The organism is Metapseudomonas otitidis, assembly GCF_011397855.1.
Taxonomy (GTDB): Bacteria; Pseudomonadota; Gammaproteobacteria; order Pseudomonadales; family Pseudomonadaceae; genus Metapseudomonas; species Metapseudomonas otitidis.
In genome coordinates this window covers 1,283,795-1,305,024 of the sequence record NZ_AP022642.1, presented here as the reverse complement: position 1 = coordinate 1,305,024, position 21,230 = coordinate 1,283,795, and the positions used below count along the sequence as shown (strand labels likewise).

Below are 21,230 nucleotides of genomic sequence, written 5' to 3'. Positions count from 1 at the left end.
AATGCGGGCTTGCGCCGGGCATTCAGTCTTGTGGTGCAAGCGCCTCGCGCAGCCGCTCGATGGCCTGCTCGCAAACCTGAAGGTCGGCAAAGGCCGGGCTCTGTGCCACGGCCGCACCGTCCAGCCACACCGCGAAGGCATTGCCGTCCACGCGAATATCCAGGGCCTCGCCGGCCTGCAGGCGCTTGGTCACCTGGCCGGCTGCCTTGCCGTCGGCAAAGGCGCTAGAGAGCAGCAGTTGCTCGCCCGCGGCATCCAGCAGGCGGAAGCGGAAGCTGCCGTCGTCCTCGCGGAAGCTGACGAAGCGCGCGCTCTTGGTCGCCTTCTTCTTGCCGCCTTCATTGCCCTGCACCGCGCTGCGGAAGGAACGCAGGCCGACCGCTTCACGCAGTTCGTTGAGGAAGGGCGTCGCGGTCTTGCGGGCCTTGGCTGCACCGGCCAGGAGGATGTCCTCCAGATCCGCCGGGCGCTCGATCAGTGCGTGGTAACGCTCGCGGGCCTCGCCCAGCTCGTTGTCCAGCAACTGGAACAGGCGCTGCTTGGCCTCGCCCCAGGCCAGGCCGTCGAGCAGTTCGGCACGGAACGCGGCCAGTTGCTCCGGCGTGGCGAAGGCCTGGTAGAGGGTGAACAGGTGAGCGCTGTCGGGGTCCTTAGGCTCACCCGGCGCGCGGGAGTCGGTGACGATGCGGGCAATCGCGTCCTTGAGCTGCTTGGCGCTGCCGAACAACGGGATGGTATTGTCGTAGCTCTTGGACATCTTGCGGCCATCGAGGCCGGGCAGCGTGGCCACCTCTTCCTCGATCACCGCCTCGGGCAGGGTGAACAGCTCGCGACCGGCGCCGAACAGGTGGTTGAAGCGCTGGCCGATGTCGCGTGCCATCTCCACGTGCTGGATCTGGTCGCGGCCGACCGGCACCTTGTGAGCGTTGAACATGAGGATGTCCGCCGCCATCAGCACCGGGTAGCTGTACAGGCCCATGGTGACGCCGGCGTCCGGGTCTTCGCCGGCCTCGACGTTCTTGTCCACCGAAGCCTTGTAGGCATGGGCGCGATTCAGCAGGCCCTTGGCGCTGACGCAGGTCAGCAGCCAGGTGAGTTCGGGAATCTCGGGAATGTCGGACTGGCGGTAAAAAGTCGCCTTGTCGGTATCCAGCCCGCAGGCCAGCCAGGTGGCGGCGATCTCCAGGCGCGAACGCTGGATACGCGCGGGGTCGTCGCACTTGATCAGCGCATGGTAGTCGGCCAGGAAGTAGAACGAATCCACATCGCTGGCGCGGCTGGCGACGATGGCGGGACGGATGGCGCCGGCGTAGTTGCCCAGGTGGGGCGTGCCGGTGGTGGTGATACCGGTGAGGATACGAGTGGTCATGGTTTTCGCTTGTCGGACTTCGTTCGGAATCAGAGACGCGGCAGGACCAGGTCCTTCAGATCGGTCAGCTTGCCGTGGAAGAAGTGGCCGCATTCTGCCACTTTCAGCAACTCGTGGGGGCGTGTCAGGCTCGCGCACCAGTCATACACCGCCTGGGGTGGAACCACCTCGTCGGCCTTGGGCTGGATCACCGTCAGCGCCGCGCGCTCGGGCAGCTCGGCCGGATCGGCAAGGCGCATCACCGCCGGGGCCACCATCACCAATCGAGGTACTTCGACACCCTCGCGTTCCAGCCGCCCTGCCAGGCTCGCCGCCACGAAACCGCCGAAGGAGAAGCCCAGCAGCGTCAACGGCTGGCTGGGATGCTGCTCGATGAACCAGCGGGCAGCCGCCTCGGCATCGTCCACCTCGCCGGTGATCATGTCGTGGCTGCCGGCGCTGGCGCCTACGCCCCGGTAGTTGAAGCGCAACGTGGCGTAGCCTGCATCACGCGCGGTGCGCTGGAGGGTGGAGACCACCTTGTTGAGCATGGTCCCGCCCTGCACGGGGTTCGGGTGGCAGATCAGCGCCAGCCCACGGGCGTCGGGCAGGTCGAGGTGAAGTGCCTCCAGCGACCCGCAAGGCCCCTGGAGCAGGATGGGATTTTCACGATTGGACAACGGGAACTCCGTGACCCCAGGCCGGGTCGACTCGTCTTGGTTAGGCACCACATAGGGCTTGCGTCGCGGTATACAGCGCAGATTCGAGCCGTTAACGTAAAGCAAAGCCGCTTATAGAGGAAGGACTCGTGGAACAGTCGCTCACGGCCTGGTTGTTACCGGCCCTCGCCCTGCTCGCCGGCATCGGCATCGGTTTCCTGGTGGCCCGCGTGCTGCCGGGCACCTCCCCCAATCGCACCCAGCGCCAGCTGGACGACCTGCAGGCCCGCTTCGACACCTACCAGAGCGAAGTGGTCACCCACTTCAACACCACCGCCAGCCTGGTCAAGAAACTCACCCAGAGCTATCAGGAGGTTCAGGAACACCTGTCCGAAGGCGCCAACCGCCTTGCCCTCGACGAGCTGACCCGCCAGCGCCTGCTGGCTGCCCTGCACGCCGACGACGCCCCCGGCACCCGCGAGCGCCTGACACCGCCGCGCAGCAACGAAGCGCCCAAGGACTACGCCCCGAAAGCCCCGGACTCACCCGGTACGCTGGACGAGAGCTTCGGCCTCAAGGGCAAGTACTGAGCCAACGCGCAGCAAACAGAAGGCCCCGCACATGCGGGGCCTTCTTCATGGGGCAAAGCTCAACGCCCGCTCCAAAGAAAATGCCCCGCCTGAGCGGGGCATTTTCGTGGAGCGGCGCTTAGATCAGGCCGCGGCTGCGCAGCAGGTCGAGGACTGCCTTGGCCCCCTCCTCCACCGACAGGCTCTGGGTGTCGACCACCAGGTCGGCATTCAGCGGGATGTCGTAGGGGAAGGACTCGCCCGGGATGTTGTCCTGGCCGGCCGCGTAGAGTCCCTGGGGATCACGCTCACGGCACGCCTGCGGCGAGGCCTGCACGTAGACGGTGATCAGCCGCTCGGGACCGATGAGCGACTTGGCCTGCTCGCGGCCTTCGGCATCCGGCGCGACGAAGGCGGCCAGGGTGAGCAGGCCGGCTTCGTTGAACTGGCGCGCCACATGGGCGGCGCGACGCCAGTTCTCGGTGCGGCCCGCACGATCCTGCGGCAACCCCTTGTTCAGGTCGTGGCGCAGGTTCTGGCCATCCAGCACGTAGACGGCACGTCCCGCATCGAACAGCTTGCGCTCCACGGCATAGGCCAGGGTGCTCTTGCCCGCGCCGGAAAGGCCGGTGAACAGCACGGTGGCCGGCTGCTGGCCGAAACGCGCGGCGCGCTCCTCGCTGCTGACGTGACCAAGGGGATCACGATGACCGGCGCCGGACTGAGGCTCGGCGATGATCATGCCAGCGCCGACGGTGCCGTTGGTCAGGCGGTCGATGACGATGAAGGCACCGGTGGTGCGGTTCTGCTCGTAGCCATCGAGGGCGATGGGAGCGTCGAGGCTGACCTTGACCCGGGCGATCTCGTTCAGTTGCAGGCTACTGGCAGCGGCCTGCTCCAGGGTATTCACGTCCACCTTGTGGGTGATGCTGGGGATGGAGCCCGGAACGTAGCTGGTGGCGCGCTTGATGTCATACTTCTTGCCCGGGAGCATCGGCTCCTCGGACATCCACACCAGCATCGCGTCGAACGCATCGCTGACCAGCGGGCGATTGTCGGCATGCACCAGCATGTCGCCACGGGACACGTCGATCTCGTCTTCCAGGGTCAGGGTGATCGCCTGGCCCGGGCCGGCCTGCTCCAGCTCGCCTTCGAAGGTGACGATGGACTTGACGCGGCTGCCCTTGCCCGACGGCAACGCCACCACTTCGTCGCCCTTGTGCACCACGCCACTGGCGAGAGTGCCGGAGAAGCCACGGAAGTTCAGGTTGGGGCGGTTCACGTACTGCACGGGGAAGCGCATGTCGTCGAGGTTGCGGTCACCGCTGATCTCGACGCTCTCGAGGATCTCCATCAGCGGCTGGCCGGTGTACCAGGGCGAACGTTCGCTGCGGTTGACCACGTTGTCGCCCTTCAGCGCCGACATCGGCACGAAGTGCAGGGAGCTGGGCTTGAGGCCGATGCGCTCGGCGAACTGCAGGTAGTCCGCCTTGATCGACTCGAACACACCCTGGTCGAAGTCCTTGAGGTCCATCTTGTTGATCGCCACGACGATATGGCGGATGCCCAGCAGGGACGCGATGTAGCTGTGGCGGCGGGTCTGGGTCTGCACGCCGTAGCGGGCATCCACCAGGATGATCGCCAGGTCGCAGGTGGAGGCCCCGGTGGCCATGTTGCGGGTGTACTGCTCGTGGCCGGGGGTGTCGGCGATGATGAACTTGCGCTTGGCGGTGCTGAAGTAGCGGTAGGCCACGTCGATGGTGATGCCCTGCTCGCGCTCGGCCTGGAGGCCATCCACCAGCAGGGCGAGGTCGACGTCGTCACCGGTGGTGCCGACCTTCTTGGAATCACGGGTGATGGCTTCGAGGTGGTCCTCGTAGATCATCTTGGAGTCATGCAGCAGGCGCCCGATCAGGGTGCTCTTGCCGTCGTCGACGTTGCCGCAGGTGAGGAAGCGCAGCAGTTCCTTGCGCTCGTGCTGGGCCAGGTAGGCGAGGATGTCCTGGCTGATCAGATCGGATTGGTGGCTCATGGTGCGGAATCCTTAGAAGTAGCCCTGACGTTTCTTCTCTTCCATCGAACCGGCCTGGTCATGGTCGATGACACGGCCCTGGCGTTCGGAGGTACGGGTCAGGAGCATTTCCTGGATGATTTCCGGCAGCGACTGGGCGGTGGACTCCACCGCACCGGTGAGCGGGTAGCAGCCCAGGGTGCGGAAACGCACCATCTTCTTCTGGATGCTGGCCTTTTGCTCGGGCGTCAGGTGCTCGAGGATGCGCTCGTCGTCGATCATGATCAGCGCACCGTTCATCTCGATCACTTCGCGCTCGGCGGCGAAGTACAGCGGGACGATCGGGATCTGCTCGAGGTAGATGTATTGCCAGATGTCCAGCTCGGTCCAGTTGGACAGCGGGAACACGCGGATCGACTCGCCCTTCTTCACCTTGCCGTTGTAGACGTTCCACAGCTCGGGGCGCTGGTTCTTCGGGTCCCAGCGGTGCTTGCTGTCGCGGAAGGAATACACGCGCTCCTTGGCGCGGGACTTCTCCTCGTCACGGCGGGCACCACCGAAGGCGGCATCGAAGCCGTACTTGTCGAGCGCCTGCTTGAGGCCCTCGGTCTTCATGATGTCGGTGTGCTTGGCACTGCCGTGGGTGAAGGGGTTGACGCCCTGGGCCTTGCCCTCGGGGTTCACGTGGGTAATCAGCTCAAGCCCCAGTTCGCTGACCATCTTGTCGCGGAACCGGTACATCTCCTGGAACTTCCACTGGGTGTCCACATGCATCACCGGGAACGGCAGCTTGCCCGGGAAGAAGGCCTTGCGTGCCAGGTGGAGCATCACGGCAGAGTCCTTGCCGATGGAGTAGAGCATCACCGGGTTGTCGAATTCGGCGGCCACCTCACGAATGATGTGGATACTTTCCGCCTCCAGCTGTTTCAGGTGCGTCAGTTTATCGAGCATGGCTACTCACGGATTTCGGTCTTATACGACGGCCTTCGGGCCGTGGACGAGCGCGCACTCTAGCACAGCGCCTCCTTATATTGAGACGCCCTGTTAGAACGAAACGATCTAGTTATATAGCCGCGGAAATGGGCGCCGAAAGCGCCTCAAACCGGGTTGGGACAGTCGATGAACAGGTGCTCGATGGCGAAGCGCCGAGCCAGGTATTCGCCCAGCGCCTGCACGCCGTAGCGCTCGGTGGCGTGGTGGCCGGCCGCGATGAAACCGACATCGTTTTCCCGTGCGCTGTGGAAGGTCTGCTCGGATGCCTCGCCGGTGAGGTAGAGATCGACGCCTGCCGCGATGGCCGTGTCGATGTAGCCCTGGCCGCCGCCGGTGCACCAGCCGATGCGCTGGATCGACCGCGATCCCTCCACCAGCAGCGGTTCGCGGCCGAGCACGTCGCGCACGCGCCGGGCGAAGTCGAGCGCCGCCATCGGCTCGGACAACGAGCCGACCAGGCCGACCACCTTGGCATCGTTCGGGTCGAGGGGGCCTTCCACGGTGATGTCGAGCTGCCGTGCCAGTTGCACGTTGTTGCCCACCTCGGGGTGGACATCGAGCGGCAGGTGATAGGCCAGCAGGCTGATGTCGTGGGTGAGCAGCGTCTTCAACCGGCGCTGCTTGATGCCGGTGACACAGGGGCTCTCGCCCTTCCAGAAATAGCCGTGGTGGACCAGCACCACGTCCGCATCGGCCTCCACCGCCGCATCCAGCAGGGCCTGGCTGGCCGTGACGCCGCTGACGATGCGCCGTACCTGGGGGCGCCCCTCCACCTGCAGCCCGTTGGGGCAGTAGTCGCTGATGCGCGACGCGCCCAGGTAACGATCCGCTTCTTCCACCAGGGTGGTCAGTGCGATGGCCATCCGCCTCTCCTCACAAGCTGTTTCGCGCGGCTATTTTCTTCGTCGCCGCCCCGTATAATGGCCGCCACCTTAAGGGGGCCTCTCCCCCCTCGCAACCCTCAGGATTCCCCTCGATGTCCAAGGCCCTGCGTTTCTTCGGCTGGCCCCTGCTTGTCGGCGTACTGGTCGCCCTGTTGATCATCCAGCAGTACCCCGAGCTGGTGGGCCTGCCCCGCCAGGAAGTCCACCTTCAGGAAGCACCCCGCTACAGCGTCTCGCGCCCCGGCCCCGAGTCCTACGCCGAGGCGGTGGACAGCGCATCGCCCGCCGTAGTCAACCTCTACACCACCAAAGTGGTGAGCAAGCCGGCGCACCCGCTGTTCGACGACCCGCAGTTCCGCCGCTTCTTCGGTGACAACCTGCCCCGCCAGCGCCGCATGGAGTCCAGCCTGGGCTCGGCGGTGATCATGAGTCCCGAGGGCTATCTGCTGACCAACAACCACGTCACCGCCGGTGCCGAGCAGATCGTCGTCGCCCTCAAGGATGGCCGCGAAACCCTGGCCCGCCTGGTGGGCAGCGACCCGGAAACGGACCTGGCGGTTCTCAAGATCGACCTCGACAACCTGCCGGCCATCACCCTCGGGCGTTCCGACGCCATCCGCATCGGCGACGTCGCCCTGGCCATCGGCAACCCGTTCGGGGTCGGCCAGACGGTGACCATGGGCATCATCAGCGCCACGGGCCGCAACCAGCTGGGCCTGAACACCTACGAGGACTTCATCCAGACCGACGCCGCCATCAACCCGGGCAACTCGGGGGGCGCGCTGGTGGATGCCGCCGGCAACCTGGTGGGCATCAACACCGCGATCTTCTCCCGCACCGGCGGCTCCCAGGGCATCGGTTTCGCCATCCCCACCAAGCTGGCCCTGGAAGTGATGAAGGCCATCATCGAGCACGGCCAGGTGATCCGTGGCTGGCTGGGCATCGAGGTGCAGCCGCTGACACCGGAGCTGGCGGAGTCCTTCGGCCTCACCGGCCGCCCCGGCATCGTGGTTGCCGGCATCTACCGAGACAGCCCGGCCCAGCGCGCCAACCTGCTGCCGGGGGACATCATCCTCGCCATCGACGGTGAGCCGGCAGGCGATGGCCGCCGCTCGATGAACCAGGTGGCCCGCACCAAGCCCGGCGAGAAGGTCAGCATCCAGGTGATGCGCAACGGCAAGTTGCTGGAACTGGTGGCGGAGGTGGGCCTGCGCCCGCCCCAGCAGGTGGCACCGGCGGAGAACGACTGAGGCCACCAGCGACCACCCATGAAAAAGCCGAGGACATGCCTCGGCTTTTTCGTTACCGCTTCGCGATCAGCTCGCGTCCAGGACATCCAGCAGCGCCTGGTTCTGCTCCGGCGTGCCGATGGTGATGCGCAGGAACTGAGCGATGCGCGCCTGCTTGAAATGGCGCACGATCACGCCCTTTTCTCGCAGCCCCGCCGCGATGCCCGCGGCATCCTTGCCCGGGTGACGGGCGAAGACGAAGTTCGCTGCTGACGGCAGCACCTCGAAGCCACGGGCTTCGAGCGCCGCCACCAGTTGCTCGCGGCTGTGGATGACGCGCTGGCGGGTTTCATCGAACCAGGCGCGGTCATCGAAGGCCGCCGCCGCACCGGCAATCGCCATGCGATCCAGCGGGTAGGAGTTGAAGCTGTTCTTGATCCGCTCCAGGGCCTCAATCAGGTCCGGGTGCCCCACCGCCAGGCCCACACGCAGGCCGGCCAGGGAGCGGGACTTGGACAGGGTCTGGGTCACCAGCAGGTTCGGGTAGCGGTCGACCAAGGCGATGGCGCTCTCTCCACCGAAGTCGATGTAGGCCTCATCGACCACCACCACCGAGTCCGGGCTGCCGTTCAGCAGGGCCTCCACGGCGTCCAGGGTCAGCAGGCAGCCGGTGGGCGCGTTCGGGTTGGGGAAGATGATGCCGCCGTTGGGACGTGCGTAGTCCTCCACACGGATCTGGAACTGCTCGTCCAGCGGCACCGCCTCGAAGGGAATGCCATAGAGGCCGCAGTAGACCGGGTAGAAGCTGTAGGTCACGTCGGGGAACAGCAGCGGGCGACCGTGCTGGAACAGGCCGTGGAAGATGTGCGCGAGCACCTCGTCCGAGCCGTTGCCGACGAACACCTGGGCCGTGCTCACACCGTAGTGGTCGGCAACGGACTGCTTGAGGCGGTCGCTGTTCGGGTCCGGGTAGAGGCGCAGGCTATCGCCCAGCTCCGCCTGCATCGCGGCGATGGCCTTCGGCGAAGGGCCGTAGGGGTTCTCGTTGGTGTTCAGCTTCACCAGGTTTGCGATCTTCGGCTGTTCACCCGGTACGTAGGGCACCAGTTCCTTGACGAAGGGACTCCAGAACTTGCTCATGCTCACTCCCCCTTGATCCGGTATTCGGCACTGCGGGCGTGGGCGGTCAGCGACTCGCCACGGGCCAGTACGGACGCCGTCTTGCCCAGCTCGGACGCGCCATCAGCGGAGCAGTAGATGATCGACGAACGTTTCTGGAAGTCGTACACGCCCAGCGGCGAGGAGAAACGCGCGGTGCCGGACGTCGGTAGCACGTGGTTCGGGCCGGCGCAGTAGTCGCCCAGGGCCTCGGCGGTGTAGCGGCCCATGAAGATGGCACCAGCGTGGCGGATGTGCGGCAGCCAGGCCTCGGGCTCGGCCACCGACAGCTCCAGGTGTTCCGGGGCGATGCGGTTGGCCACCACGCAGGCCTGGGCCTGGTCGGCAACCTGGATCAGCGCCCCGCGGTTGCTGAGGGAGGTGCGGATGATCTCGGCACGCTCCATGGTCGGCAGCAGCTTGTCGATGCTGGCAGCCACCTTGTCGAGGAACGCGGCGTCGGGGCTGACCAGGATGGCCTGGGCATCCTCGTCGTGCTCGGCCTGGGAGAACAGGTCCATGGCGATCCAGTCCGGGTCGGTGTCGCCGTCGCAGACCACCAGGATCTCCGAGGGGCCGGCGATCATGTCGATGCCCACCTGGCCGAAGACGTGGCGCTTGGCGGTGGCCACGTAGATGTTGCCGGGGCCGACGATCTTGTCGACACGCGGCACGCTCTCGGTGCCGTAGGCCAGCGCGGCCACGGCCTGGGCGCCACCAATGGTAAAGACGCGGTCGACGCCGGCCACGCAGGCGGCGGCGAGGACGATCTCGTTGATCTCGCCACGGGGGGTCGGCACCACCATCACCACTTCGGCCACGCCGGCGACCTTGGCCGGGATGGCATTCATCAGCACGGAAGACGGGTAGGACGCCTTGCCGCCCGGGACGTAAAGGCCGGCACGGTCCAGCGGGGTGACCTGCTGGCCCAGCACGGTGCCGTCGGCCTCGGTGTAGGTCCAGGAGTCCTGCTTCTGCTTCTCGTGGTACAGGCGCACCCGCTCGGCGGCCTTCTCCAGCGCCTGGCGCTGTTCGGCGGTGATGCGGGTCAGGGCCAGTTCCAGACGCTCGCGAGGGAGGATCAGCTCCGCCATGGTGGAGGCCTGCACGCCATCGAAGCGCTGGGTGAACTCAACCACGGCAGCATCGCCACGCTCTCGCACGGCCTGGATGATGTCGAGGACGCGCTGGTTGACCGCCTCGTCGGAAACGCTTTCCCAGCTCAGCAGATGATCCAGGTGTCGACCGAAGTCCGGATCAGCGGCATTGAGACGACGGATAGCAATGGGAGCAGTCATAGCGAGCCTCTTGTAAGAATGGCGTTAACTCGGGCGCCGCTAGACTACCAAGCCCACCGTGCGGGCACCCGAGAAAATTCGCTATGACACGGATAGGGCCGGAGCTGCACGCCAGACCGGCTCCCGAGCGGGAAACAGGCCTGGAGGGCAACGGGTATCAGTGACGGTGTCGCTTCTCGACCGCTTCGCGCAGCGTGTCGATGAGGGCCTGGATGCGTGCGTGCTGCATCTTCATCGAGGCCTTGTTGACCACCAGGCGGGAGCTGACGGTGGCGATGAGTTCCTGGGGCTCCAGGCCGTTGGCACGCAGGGTGTTGCCGGTGTCCACCACGTCGATGATCTTGTCGGCCAGACCGACCAGCGGGGCCAGCTCCATGGAGCCGTAGAGCTTGATCACGTCGACCTGGCGACCCTGTTCGGCGTAGTAGCGCTTGGCGACGTTGACGAACTTGGTGGCCACGCGCAGGCGCCCCTTGGGCTCCGGCGCGCCGACCGCACCGGCGGTCATCAGCTTGCAGTTGGCGATCTTCAGGTCGAGGGGCTCGTAGAGCCCCTGCCCGCCGTACTCCATCAGCACGTCCTTACCCGCCACGCCGAGGTCGGCAGCGCCGTGTTCGACATAGGTCGGCACGTCGGTGGCGCGGACGATCAGCAGGCGAACGTCATCCTGGGTGGTCGGGATGATGAGCTTGCGGCTCTTGTCCGGATTCTCGGTGGGCACGATGCCGGCCTCTGCCAGCAGCGGCAGGGTGTCATCGAGAATGCGGCCCTTGGACAGCGCGATGGTGAGCATGGGGTTCCCTTGTTAGCCCGGCACGCGGCGGATCTTGGCGCCGAGCAGCTGGAGTTTTTCCTCGATGCATTCGTAGCCACGGTCGATGTGGTAGATGCGGTCGATCAGCGTGTCGCCCTCGGCGACCAGGCCGGCGATCACCAGGCTGGCGGATGCACGCAGGTCGGTGGCCATCACCGGGGCGCCCTTGAGCTTCGGCACGCCGGTTACGATGGCGGTGTTGCCCTCGACCAGGATCTGGGCACCCATGCGGTTCATCTCGTAGACGTGCATGAAGCGGTTCTCGAACACCGTCTCGATGACCGCACCGGTGCCTTCGGCCACGGCGTTCATGGAGATGAATTGGGCCTGCATGTCGGTGGGGAATGCCGGGTACGGCGCGGTGCGCACGTTGACGGCTTTCGGACGGTTGCCCTTCATGTCCAGCTCGATCCAGTTGTTGCCGGTGCTGATGTGGGCACCTGCTTCTTCCAGCTTGAGCAGCACGGACTCGAGGATGGTCGGATCGGTGTCCTTCAGCTTGACACGACCGCCGGTGGAGGCAGCGGCGACCAGGTAGGTGCCGGTCTCGATACGGTCGGGCATCACGCTGTAGCGCGCACCACCGAGGCGCTTCACGCCGTCGATGATGATGGTGTCGGTGCCGGCGCCCTGGATCTGCGCACCCATGGCGATGAGGCAGTTGGCCAGGTCGACCACTTCCGGTTCGCGAGCGGCGTTTTCCAGCACGGTACGGCCGTTGGCCAGGGTGGCGGCCATCATGATGTTCTCGGTCCCGGTCACGCTGACGGTATCGAAGAAGAAGTGCGCACCACGCAGGCCACCGGCCGGAGCACGGGCCTTGATGTAGCCGCCGTCGACGTCGATCAGCGCGCCCATGGCTTCGAGACCGCGGATGTGCAGGTCGACCGGGCGCGAGCCGATGGCGCAGCCACCGGGCAGTGCCACTTCGGCCTGGCCGAAGCGCGCGACCATGGGGCCGAGCACCAGGATCGAGGCGCGCATGGTCTTCACCAGCTCATAGGGCGCGACCAGGGTCTTGATGGTGCTGGCGTCCACTTCGACGCTGAGCTTCTCATCAATGACCGGCTGTACGCCCATGCGGCCGAACAGCTCGATCATGGTGGTGATGTCGTGCAGGTGCGGCAGGTTGCAGACGGTGACCGGGGTATCGGCCAGCAGCGTGGCAGCCAGGATCGGCAGGGCCGAGTTCTTGGCGCCGGAAACGCGGATTTCGCCATCGAGGCGTTGGCCGCCGGTGATAATCAGTTTGTCCATTGGGAGTCTCGTCGCCGGGGGGGTCAGGAACGCTCGGCCCAGCCGGCGCGGCTGAAGAATTTCATGGTGACAGCGTGGATGCTGCCGTCGGCGATCCAGGGATTCAGGTGCGAATAGACCTGCTGCTGGCGCTTGACCGGGCTGAGTGCGGCCAGTTCGTCGCTGATCAGGTTCAGCTGGAAGTTGCAACCTTCGCCTTCCACTTCGACCTGGGTACCGGGCAACTTCGCCTCCAGGAGGCTTTTCACTTCTACGGCCTGCATGCTCAACCTCTATCGGCGCCCTGTGCGCGCGGGTCGGCAATGATACAAAAAAGCCCCCCGCCTGCGAACCCCGCGCATGCGGGGCCTGACGGAGGGCTTTCGGGCATCAGTGCTCGAGGGGCAGCAACGCGTCGAGCCCGGATACACCGGCAATCTGCCGCATGTCCTCGGGCAACGCGCGGATGCTTAGGGTCTTGCCGGCCTTGCGGGCATCACGCATGAAGGCCAGCAACAGGGAAAGCCCGACGCTGCTGGATTTCTCCACGCCGGAACAGTCGACCACCAGGGCAGCGGCGGCCTGCTCGCGGATCAGCCTGGCACCGGCTTCACGCAAGGCGGGGCCGCTGCTGTAGTCGAGGACGCCGAGGAGCTTGAGCTCCCCGCCGCTACCCGCAACCAGAGACGCCTCACTCATGACCGGCAGCCTTCTGGCCTTCCTCGGACTGCTTGGCCTTCGCCACGATCTCGGCCCAGCCGTCGATGGTCTTGTTGAGGTCGTTGCCGTTCTTCTGCATGGCGTCGGCGAACTGATCGCGGAACAGCTTGCCGATGTTGATGCCGTTGATGATCACGTTGCGCAGCATCCACTGACCGTCGATGTTCACCATGGTGTAGGAGACGGGGTAGACGGTGCCCTTGCTGTCCTTCACTTCCATGCCGACGCTGGTGCGCTCAGGGTCTTCCTGCTTGGCGGGCAGGACGCGGATGTCCTGGTTGTCGTACTCCAGCAGTGCATTGCCGTAGAACTGGATCAGGCTGCGCTTGAAGTTCTCCTGGAAGCGGGTCATCTGCTCCGGGGTGGCCTGGCGCGAGTACTTGACGGTCATGATGCTGCGGGAAATGCCGTCAGCATCCACAACCGGGCCGAGGATGCCGTTAAGCGCATCGTAGAAGGCGCTCGGGTTGCTGCGGTACTGGGCCTTGTTGGCCTTGAGATCGCTGAGCAGCTTGTCGGTGGTCTGCTGCACCACATCGCGGGCGCTCGGTGCCGCATTGGCCAGTAGGGGCAACGTCGCCAGCAGCAGCAGAAGGCCGTTTCGCAGGGCTTTGATCATTTCGAAGGTCCTCACTTGGTGTCCTTGTTGACCGTATTGAGCAGGAACTTGCCGATCAGGTCCTCCAGCACCAGCGCGGACTGGGTATCGCGGATGGTGCTGCCGTCCTTCAGCAACTGGTCGTCGCCGCCGACGCTGATCCCGATGTACTTCTCGCCCAGCAGGCCGGCGGTCAGGATGGACGCGGTGGAGTCGGTCGGCAGGTTGTCGACCTTCTTCTCCAGCTCCATGGTGACGCGACCGGTGTAGCTGTCGCGATCGAGGTCGATGGCCGTGACCCGGCCGATGGTCACGCCGGCCATGGTCACCTTCGCTCTGACAGTGAGACCGGCGATATTGTCGAAATGTGCATAAACCTTGTACGTCTCGCCGGCACTGCCGACGGACAGCCCGCTGACACGCAGCGCCAACAGCAGCAGGGCAAGCAACCCGGCCAGGAGGAACAGGCCGACACCAATTTCCAGGGTGCGGATTTGCATCAGAAATCTCCAAACATCAGGGCGGTCAGGATGAAGTCGAGCCCCAGCACGGCCAACGAGGCATAGACCACGGTTTTAGTCGTTGCGCGGCTGATCCCTTCGGAAGTGGGCTCGCAGTCGTAACCCTGGAACACGGCGATCCAGGTGGCGACGAAGGCGAAAGCCAGGCTTTTCAGCACGCCATTGAGTACATCTTCTGTGAATTCGACGCTGTTCTGCATGTTCGACCAGAACGAGCCGTCATAGACGCCGAGCCAGTCGATGGCCACCATCGCGCCGCCCCAGATGCCGACCACATTGAAGATCAGCGCGAGCACCGGCATCGAGATGAAGCCAGCCCACAGGCGAGGCGCGATGATGTATTTGAGCGGGTCGACACCGATCATCTCCAGGCTGGAGAGCTGCTCGGTGGATTTCATGTTGCCGATCTCGGCGGTCAGCGCGGAGCCGGCACGCCCTGCGAACAGCAGCGCCGTGACAACCGGCCCGAGCTCGCGCAGCAGGGTCAGTGCGACCATCTGCCCGACAGCCTGCTCGGACCCGTAGCCAACGAGGATGTTGTAGCCCTGCAATGCCAGCACCATGCCGATGAAGATGCCGGAGACGACGATGATCGGCAGCGACAGCACGCCAACGAAATAAAGCTGCTTGACCAGCAACTGGAAGCCGGACCCGGTCCCGGTGCGGCCGAACAGGGCGCGCAGCAGGAACAGGGTGGAACGGCCGAGCGCCTCGACCACGTCAAGGCCGGCGCGCCCGAGCAGGCGGATGCGCTCGAGCGGGGACTTCTTGCGCATCAATGCTCTCCCAGCAAGTCGTTGCGGTAATCGGGCGCCGGGAAGTGGAACGGCACCGGCCCGTCGGGGATGCCCTTCATGAATTGGCGGATCCGCGGATTGTCCGAGTCCATCAGCTCGGCCGGAGTGCCCTGGCCAAGCACCTGCGCATCCCCCACTACATAGATGTAGTCGGCGATGCTCGCGGTCTCCGCCAGGTCATGGGAGACGACGATGCTGGTGATGCCCAGCGCGTCGTTCAACAGGCGGATCAGGCGCACCAGAACGCCCATGGCGATCGGGTCCTGGCCCACGAAGGGTTCGTCATACATCAGGATCTGCGGATCCAGGGCGATGGCCCTTGCCAGCGCAACGCGCCGTTTCATACCGCCGGAGAGCTCATCGGGCATCAGGTCGATGGCGCCACGCAACCCGACGGCCTGGAGCTTCATCAGCACGATGTCGCGGATCATCTCCTCAGGGAGCTGGGTATGGACGCGCAGCGGGAAGGCCACGTTCTCGAACACATCCAGATCGGTGAACAGCGCGCCACTCTGGAACAGCACGCCGAACTGCTTGCGCATGTCGAAGAGTTCGGAACGGGAAAGCGAGGGCAGGTTCTGACCATTGACCCAGACTTCTCCCGCCGCCGGCTTCAGTTGAGCAGCGATCAGGCGAAGGAGCGTGGTCTTGCCGCAGCCGGACGGCCCCATGATCCCGGTGACCTTGCCACGGGGTATGCGTATGTCAACGTCGCGAAAAATGCTGCGCTCGCCGCGCTTGAAGGTCAGGCCCTTCAGCTCCACGGCATAAGCGTTATCGGCGCTCATCTGTACTCCTTGCGATGCGGCCATCCCTGAATGGACGTCGTATCCCGCAGACGGGACACGGCCCGGCGAGGTGGCCGAACAGGCGGCGGATCATAGCATTGCGCCCAGGGCCGCCCAAGGCCGCAGACAGCTTCGTTCAGGAGCGTGACAGGTTCGACGCATCATTGACGACGATCGAACGTGAGCGATTCAAGCTTTACCGGTATAATCCGCGCCTTTTCCTCGGCCACTGCACTCAAGACATGAGCCAGTCCAGCGATCTGATCCAATCCGCGCAACGCACCATCCGACTGGAACGCGACGCCATTGACGCCCTTCTCCAGCGAATCGACGGCGATTTCATCAAAGCCTGCGAACTCGCCCTTGCCTGCAAAGGGCGTGTCGTGGTGGTCGGCATGGGCAAATCCGGCCACGTCGGCCGCAAGATCGCCGCAACCCTGGCCAGCACCGGCACGCCTTCCTTCTTCGTCCACCCGGCGGAAGCAAGCCACGGCGACATGGGCATGATCACGCGCGACGACGTGGTACTGGCCCTCTCCAATTCCGGCTCGACGGCGGAGATCGTCACCCTGTTGCCGCTGATCAAGCGCCTGGGAATCCCGCTCATCAGCATGACCGGCAACCCGGAATCGGCGCTGGCGAAAGCGGCCGAGGCACGCCTTGATGCCCGCGTGGACAAGGAAGCCTGCTCGCTCAACCTGGCACCCACCTCCTCCACCACGGCGGCACTGGTGCTGGGCGATGCCCTGGCCATTGCCCTGATGGAAGCACGCGGCTTCTCTGCAGAAGACTTCGCCTTCTCGCACCCGGGCGGTGCGCTGGGCCGTCGCCTGCTGCTGAAAGTGGAAAACGTCATGCACAGTGGCGACGCGCTGCCCCGGGTCGCCCGTGGCACCTCGCTGCGCGACGCCCTGCTGGAAATGACCCGCAAGGGGCTCGGCATGACCATCGTGCTGGAGAATGACGGCCGTCTCGCCGGCATCTTCACCGACGGCGACCTGCGCCGGACCCTCGACAAGGGCGTCGATGTGCACCAGGCGAGCATCGACGAGGTCATGACCGTGCACGGCAAGACCGCACGCGGCGAAATGCTGGCGGCCGAAGCCTTGAAGATCATGGAAGACCACAAGATCAACGTGCTGGTGGTGGTGGATGACAACGACACCCCCGTCGGCGCCCTGCACATCCACGACCTGACCCGCGCCGGAGTGATCTGATGAGCGAACACCTGCACCAGCGTGCCCAGGCAATCCGTCTGGCAGTCTTCGACGTGGATGGCGTGCTCACCGATGGCAAGCTCTACTTCCTGGCAGACGGCAGCGAATTCAAGACCTTCAATACCCTGGACGGCCACGGCATCAAGATGCTGATCAACTCCGGCGTACGCACGGCCATCATCTCCGGGCGCAGCACCCCGGTGGTGGAGCGCCGTGCACGCAACCTCGGTATCCAGCACCTGTACCAGGGCCGCGAGGACAAACTGGTCGTTCTCGATGAACTGCTGGGCGAACTGGGGCTGGACTACAACCAGGTCGCCTACCTGGGCGACGACCTGCCCGACCTGCCCGTGATCCGCCGCGTTGGCCTGGGCATGGCCGTTGCCAGCGCCGACGCCTTCGTGCGCCAGCATGCCCATGGCGTCACTGTGGCCAAGGGCGGAGAAGGTGCAGCACGCGAGTTCTGCGAACTGATCATGCGCGCCCAGGACACCCTGGACACCGCGCAAGCCGCCTACCTGTAGGTCCAGCCATGCCCAAGAACGTTCGCCTCGCCCTGATCCTTGCGCCCCTTGCCGCCCTGCTGATCGCACTGGGCTACTGGAACATCCGCCCCGAGAGCTTCATGGACCGCCAGGCCCAGCCCGCCGGGGACGAAAACGCCATCGACTTCTACGTCATCAATGCCACCAGCGTGCAGTTCCAGGAAGATGGCAAGCGCCACTATGAAATGACGGCGGACAAGCTCGAGCACATCAAGGCCACCGATGTGACGATGCTGACCAAGCCGGACCTGCAGCTTTATCGCGGCACCGACTACCCTTGGCATGTTCAGAGCGAACGCGGAGAGGTGGGCCCGGAGGGCAAGCAGGTCGAACTGATCGAACAGGTCCGCGTGGCCCGCACCGACCCCAAGGGACGGCCGACCATTCTGACCACCAGCCGACTGACCGTATTCCCGGATCAGGAATATGCGCAGACCGAGCAAGCCGTTAAAATCGACGCCGCCAACGGGGTCACCACGGCACAAGGAATGAAAGCGTACTTGAATGACGGCAGGATGCTCCTGCTGTCCAACGTAAGAGGCCAGCATGAGGTTCGTTAAAACCCTCCCCCTACTGCTCAGCCTGGGTGCCGCACTCGGAAGTGCCAGCGCCTGGGCACTGCCCAGCGACCGCGACCAGCCCATCCGCGTCCAGGCGGACAGCGCCGAGCTCGATGACAAGCAGGGCGTAGCAGTCTATCGCGGTGACGTGGTCATTACCCAAGGCACCCTGAAGATCACCGGCGACACCGTAACCATCACCCAGAACGCCCAGGGCGAGCTGGATGTGTTCACCTCGGTGGGCAAGCCGGCGTACTACGAGCAGAAGCCGGCTCCGGACAAGCAGATCGTCAAGGCCTACGGACGCACCATCCAGTACTTCGCTTCCAACGAGCGCATCGTGCTGATCGACCAGGCGAAGGTGATCCAGGAAGGCAATACCTTCGAAGGCGAGAAGATCGTCTACGACACCCGCCGCCAGATCGTCAACGCAGGTCGTGCCACCGGCACCAACGTCGGCACGCCGCGTCCGCGCATCGACATGGTCATCCAGCCCAAGAAGCAAGCGGGACAAGCACAGTAATGGCGATCCTCAAAGCCCAGCACCTGGCCAAGAGCTACAAGAGCCGCCAGGTGGTCCGTGACGTCAGCCTGTCCATCGAGAGCGGCCAGATTGTCGGCCTGCTCGGCCCCAACGGTGCAGGCAAGACCACCTGCTTCTACATGATCGTGGGCCTGGTCAAGGCTGATCAGGGTCGTGTCCTGATCGACCAGCAGGATGTCACCCACCAGCCCATGCACGGCCGGGCGCGCGCAGGTATCGGCTACCTGCCGCAGGAAGCCTCGATCTTCCGCAAACTGAGCGTGGCGGACAACATCATGGCGATCCTGGAAACCCGCAAGGACCTGGATCGCGCCGGGCGCCATCGTGAGCTGGAAAGCCTGTTGCAGGAATTCCACATCAGCCACATCCGCGACAGCCTCGGCATGAGCCTCTCCGGCGGTGAACGTCGCCGCGTCGAGATCGCCCGTGCACTGGCTACCGCGCCGAAGTTCATCCTGCTGGACGAACCCTTCGCCGGCGTCGACCCCATCTCCGTGGGCGATATCAAGCAGATCATCCACCACCTCAAGAACAAGGGCATCGGCGTACTCATCACCGACCACAACGTTCGCGAGACGCTGGATATCTGTGAGACGGCCTACATCGTCAACGACGGCCAACTGATCGCAGAAGGCACCGCCGAGGAAATCCTGGCCAACCAGCTGGTCAAGGAAGTCTACCTGGGGCACGAATTCCGCCTCTGAGCCACCCAGCGCCGCACAAGGGCGTTGCGCCTGCTGGAAAAATCATTCAAGGTCAGGCATATAATTTGCTTCCTGGTGGCGCCTCGGCGTCCTGTAGTGGATGGCGCACACGCGCCGGCGAATAAGGTGCAAAGCCCCCTGCCATGAAACCATCGCTTGTCCTGAAGATGGGCCAGCAGCTGACGATGACCCCGCAGCTGCAACAGGCCATCCGCCTACTCCAACTCTCCACCCTGGACCTGCAGCAGGAGATCCAGGAAGCGCTGGAGTCCAACCCCATGCTCGAACGCCAGGAGGAAGGGGAGGATTTCGACAACTCCGACCCCATGGCGGAGAGCGAGCAGCAGCCCAACTCCGGTAGCCAGGAAGCAAGCTTCCAGGAAACCACCGTGCCCACCAGCGACAGCGAGGGCATCGACGAGGGCGAGTGGCACGAACGCATACCCAATGAACTTCCCGTCGATACCGCCTGGGAAGACGTGTACCAGACCAGCGCCAGCAGCCTGCCCAGCTCCGATGATGACGAATGGGACTTCACCTCCCGCACCTCCGCCGGGGAGAGCCTGCAAAGCCACCTGCTGTGGCAACTGAACCTCGCACCGATGTCGGACACCGACCGCCTGATCGGCGTCACCATCATCGATTGCATCAACAACGACGGCTACCTCGAAGAAACCCTCGAGGAGATCACCGAGTCCTTCGATCCCGAACTGGGTATCGAGGTGGATGAGGTCAAGGTCGTGCTCAATCGGGTCCAGCAGTTCGAGCCCGCCGGCGTCGGCGCACGCGACCTGCGCGAATGCCTGCTGCTGCAACTTCGCCAACTGCCTACCAATACCCCCTGGCTGGGTGAAGCCCAGCGCCTCACAGGCGACTACCTCGACCTGCTCGGCAGCCGCGACTATAGCCAGCTCATGCGCCGCATGAAGCTCAAGGAAGACGAGCTACGCCAGGTCATCGAACTGATTCAGGCGCTCAATCCCCGCCCGGGCTCGCAGATCGAAGCCAGCGAACCGGAATACGTCGTGCCCGACGTCATCGTTCGCAAGCACAACGACCGTTGGCTGGTCGAGTTGAACCAGGAGGCCGTGCCCCGCCTGCGCGTCAACCCGCACTACGCAGGTTTCGTGCGCCGTGCCGACTCCAGCGCGGACAACACCTTCATGCGCAACCAGTTGCAAGAGGCACGCTGGTTCATCAAGAGCCTGCAAAGCCGCAACGAAACCCTCATGAAGGTGGCGACCCAGATCGTGGAGCATCAGCGAGGCTTCCTCGAATACGGCGACGAAGCCATGAAGCCGCTGGTCCTGCACGACATCGCCGAGGCGGTCGGGATGCACGAGTCCACGATTTCCCGCGTCACCACCCAGAAATTCATGCACACCCCACGTGGCATTTACGAGCTGAAATACTTCTTCTCCAGCCACGTCAGCACCTCCGAAGGTGGCGAATGCTCGTCCACCGCGATCCGCGCGATCATCAAGAAACTGGTGGCCGCCGAAAATGCCAAAAAGCCGTTGAGCGACAGCAAGATCGCTGGTTTACTGGAAGCACAGGGTATCCAAGTGGCCCGCCGCACAGTCGCCAAGTACAGGGAATCGCTTGGCATCGCACCTTCCAGCGAACGCAAGCGACTGATGTGAGCGGATTGATCCACGCCAAAGTGTTCCGGTGGCAGGCCCGTTAGCCTGTCTCTTACACACGGGCAATAAGGAGAAAGCGGTATGCAAGTCAACATCAGTGGACATCAACTGGATGTGACCGACGCCCTGCGCGACTACGTGATCGAAAAGTTCGAACGTCTGGAGCGCCACTTCGACAAGATAACCAACGTGCAAGTGATCATGCAGGTCGAGAAGCTGAAGCAGAAGATCGAAGCCACCCTGCACATCGCAGGCGGCGAGGTCGTTGCCAACGCCGAGCATGAAGACATGTACGCCGCCATCGACCTGCTGACCGACAAACTCGACCGCCAACTGATCAAGCACAAGGAAAAGCAGCTCAACCGCCAGCAGGGCGCGACCGTCCGCTGACCTC

At 64.5% G+C, this 21,230-nt stretch carries 24 protein-coding genes; 9 read left to right on the top strand and 15 right to left on the bottom strand.

Annotation, left to right across the window (positions count from 1 at the left end):
* Positions 1 to 22 precede the first annotated feature (22 nt).
* Positions 23 to 1,369 (bottom strand): tryptophan--tRNA ligase, encoded by a 1,347-nt coding sequence (locus tag PotMrB4_RS06125; RefSeq protein WP_172432789.1) that lies wholly within the window; start codon positions 1,367 to 1,369, stop codon positions 23 to 25.
* A gap of 29 nt (positions 1,370 to 1,398) precedes the next feature.
* Positions 1,399 to 2,028 carry an alpha/beta hydrolase gene (locus tag PotMrB4_RS06120; RefSeq protein WP_172432788.1) on the bottom strand — a complete coding sequence of 210 codons (630 nt, stop codon included), beginning with the start codon at positions 2,026 to 2,028 and terminating at the stop codon, positions 1,399 to 1,401.
* A gap of 128 nt (positions 2,029 to 2,156) precedes the next feature.
* Here PotMrB4_RS06120 and PotMrB4_RS06115 point away from each other — a divergent pair, with 128 nt between their 5' ends.
* Positions 2,157 to 2,597: a YhcB family protein gene (locus tag PotMrB4_RS06115; protein WP_044409644.1), complete on the top strand. Its 441-nt coding sequence runs from the start codon at positions 2,157 to 2,159 to the stop codon at positions 2,595 to 2,597.
* Between the two features lie 118 nt (positions 2,598 to 2,715).
* Here the strand turns inward: PotMrB4_RS06115 and cysN are convergent, their stop codons facing one another.
* The 3 genes from cysN to PotMrB4_RS06100 form a co-directional block, all read right to left on the bottom strand.
* Entirely contained in the window at positions 2,716 to 4,608 is a 1,893-nt protein-coding gene (cysN, locus tag PotMrB4_RS06110; RefSeq protein ID WP_074971615.1) for a sulfate adenylyltransferase subunit CysN, read from the bottom strand.
* A 12-nt stretch (positions 4,609 to 4,620) separates the two neighbouring features.
* Positions 4,621 to 5,538, bottom strand: coding sequence for a sulfate adenylyltransferase subunit CysD (gene cysD / locus PotMrB4_RS06105; RefSeq protein ID WP_172432787.1), 918 nt, complete (start codon positions 5,536 to 5,538; stop codon positions 4,621 to 4,623).
* 146 nt (positions 5,539 to 5,684) lie between these two features.
* Positions 5,685 to 6,443 (bottom strand): Nif3-like dinuclear metal center hexameric protein, encoded by a 759-nt coding sequence (locus tag PotMrB4_RS06100; protein WP_044409652.1) that lies wholly within the window; start codon positions 6,441 to 6,443, stop codon positions 5,685 to 5,687.
* 113 nt (positions 6,444 to 6,556) lie between these two features.
* Here PotMrB4_RS06100 and algW point away from each other — a divergent pair, with 113 nt between their 5' ends.
* Positions 6,557 to 7,714 (top strand): Do family serine endopeptidase AlgW, encoded by a 1,158-nt coding sequence (algW, locus tag PotMrB4_RS06095; protein WP_074971617.1) that lies wholly within the window; start codon positions 6,557 to 6,559, stop codon positions 7,712 to 7,714.
* Positions 7,715 to 7,780: 66 nt separating this feature from the next.
* On the opposite strand, the gene hisC is transcribed toward algW, so the two are convergent.
* From hisC to PotMrB4_RS06045, 10 genes are all read right to left on the bottom strand, one after another.
* Positions 7,781 to 8,833, bottom strand: coding sequence for a histidinol-phosphate transaminase (gene hisC / locus PotMrB4_RS06090; protein ID WP_172432786.1), 1,053 nt, complete (start codon positions 8,831 to 8,833; stop codon positions 7,781 to 7,783).
* Positions 8,834 to 8,835: 2 nt separating this feature from the next.
* The gene (gene hisD, locus PotMrB4_RS06085) at positions 8,836 to 10,149 is read right to left on the bottom strand and encodes a histidinol dehydrogenase (protein WP_172432785.1); all 1,314 of its coding nucleotides are present in this window, start codon (positions 10,147 to 10,149) and stop codon (positions 8,836 to 8,838) included.
* Between the two features lie 157 nt (positions 10,150 to 10,306).
* Positions 10,307 to 10,942: an ATP phosphoribosyltransferase gene (gene hisG, locus PotMrB4_RS06080; RefSeq protein ID WP_044409663.1), complete on the bottom strand. Its 636-nt coding sequence runs from the start codon at positions 10,940 to 10,942 to the stop codon at positions 10,307 to 10,309.
* Positions 10,943 to 10,954: 12 nt separating this feature from the next.
* Positions 10,955 to 12,220: a UDP-N-acetylglucosamine 1-carboxyvinyltransferase gene (gene murA, locus PotMrB4_RS06075; RefSeq protein ID WP_074971620.1), complete on the bottom strand. Its 1,266-nt coding sequence runs from the start codon at positions 12,218 to 12,220 to the stop codon at positions 10,955 to 10,957.
* Positions 12,221 to 12,243: 23 nt separating this feature from the next.
* The gene (locus PotMrB4_RS06070; RefSeq protein WP_044409669.1) at positions 12,244 to 12,483 is read right to left on the bottom strand and encodes a BolA family protein; all 240 of its coding nucleotides are present in this window, start codon (positions 12,481 to 12,483) and stop codon (positions 12,244 to 12,246) included.
* Positions 12,484 to 12,589: 106 nt separating this feature from the next.
* Positions 12,590 to 12,898 (bottom strand): STAS domain-containing protein, encoded by a 309-nt coding sequence (locus PotMrB4_RS06065; protein WP_107328704.1) that lies wholly within the window; start codon positions 12,896 to 12,898, stop codon positions 12,590 to 12,592.
* Positions 12,891 to 13,538 (bottom strand): MlaC/ttg2D family ABC transporter substrate-binding protein, encoded by a 648-nt coding sequence (locus tag PotMrB4_RS06060; protein ID WP_172432784.1) that lies wholly within the window; start codon positions 13,536 to 13,538, stop codon positions 12,891 to 12,893. Before PotMrB4_RS06060 ends, PotMrB4_RS06065 begins: the two co-directional genes overlap by 8 nt.
* An 11-nt stretch (positions 13,539 to 13,549) precedes the next feature.
* A complete protein-coding gene (gene mlaD, locus PotMrB4_RS06055) occupies positions 13,550 to 14,017 on the bottom strand; it encodes an outer membrane lipid asymmetry maintenance protein MlaD (RefSeq protein WP_044409676.1) in 468 nt (155 codons plus the stop codon).
* On the bottom strand, positions 14,017 to 14,814 hold the full coding sequence (mlaE, locus tag PotMrB4_RS06050) for a lipid asymmetry maintenance ABC transporter permease subunit MlaE (RefSeq protein WP_044409679.1): 798 nt from the start codon (positions 14,812 to 14,814) through the stop codon (positions 14,017 to 14,019). Before mlaE ends, mlaD begins: the two co-directional genes overlap by 1 nt.
* Positions 14,814 to 15,623 carry an ATP-binding cassette domain-containing protein gene (locus PotMrB4_RS06045; RefSeq protein ID WP_107328702.1) on the bottom strand — a complete coding sequence of 270 codons (810 nt, stop codon included), beginning with the start codon at positions 15,621 to 15,623 and terminating at the stop codon, positions 14,814 to 14,816. The genes mlaE and PotMrB4_RS06045 overlap by 1 nt, the downstream gene beginning before the upstream one ends.
* Before the next feature lie 242 nt (positions 15,624 to 15,865).
* On the opposite strand from PotMrB4_RS06045, the gene PotMrB4_RS06040 reads away from it, so the two are divergent.
* From PotMrB4_RS06040 to hpf, 7 genes are all read left to right on the top strand, one after another.
* Positions 15,866 to 16,840: a KpsF/GutQ family sugar-phosphate isomerase gene (locus tag PotMrB4_RS06040; protein WP_074971621.1), complete on the top strand. Its 975-nt coding sequence runs from the start codon at positions 15,866 to 15,868 to the stop codon at positions 16,838 to 16,840.
* Positions 16,840 to 17,364 (top strand): KdsC family phosphatase, encoded by a 525-nt coding sequence (locus PotMrB4_RS06035; protein ID WP_172432783.1) that lies wholly within the window; start codon positions 16,840 to 16,842, stop codon positions 17,362 to 17,364. Before PotMrB4_RS06040 ends, PotMrB4_RS06035 begins: the two co-directional genes overlap by 1 nt.
* Positions 17,365 to 17,372: 8 nt before the next feature.
* Positions 17,373 to 17,945, top strand: a complete 573-nt coding sequence (gene lptC / locus PotMrB4_RS06030; protein ID WP_044409691.1) for an LPS export ABC transporter periplasmic protein LptC — start codon at positions 17,373 to 17,375, stop codon at positions 17,943 to 17,945.
* Positions 17,932 to 18,468, top strand: a complete 537-nt coding sequence (gene lptA / locus PotMrB4_RS06025; protein WP_044409694.1) for a lipopolysaccharide transport periplasmic protein LptA — start codon at positions 17,932 to 17,934, stop codon at positions 18,466 to 18,468. Before lptC ends, lptA begins: the two co-directional genes overlap by 14 nt.
* Complete coding sequence (gene lptB, locus PotMrB4_RS06020; RefSeq protein WP_044409697.1) at positions 18,468 to 19,193, top strand: LPS export ABC transporter ATP-binding protein; 726 nt, start codon at positions 18,468 to 18,470, stop codon at positions 19,191 to 19,193. The genes lptA and lptB overlap by 1 nt, the downstream gene beginning before the upstream one ends.
* A gap of 143 nt (positions 19,194 to 19,336) precedes the next feature.
* A complete protein-coding gene (locus PotMrB4_RS06015) occupies positions 19,337 to 20,836 on the top strand; it encodes an RNA polymerase factor sigma-54 (protein ID WP_172432782.1) in 1,500 nt (499 codons plus the stop codon).
* Between the two features lie 81 nt (positions 20,837 to 20,917).
* Positions 20,918 to 21,226: a ribosome hibernation-promoting factor, HPF/YfiA family gene (hpf, locus tag PotMrB4_RS06010; RefSeq protein WP_044409703.1), complete on the top strand. Its 309-nt coding sequence runs from the start codon at positions 20,918 to 20,920 to the stop codon at positions 21,224 to 21,226.
* Positions 21,227 to 21,230 lie beyond the last annotated feature (4 nt).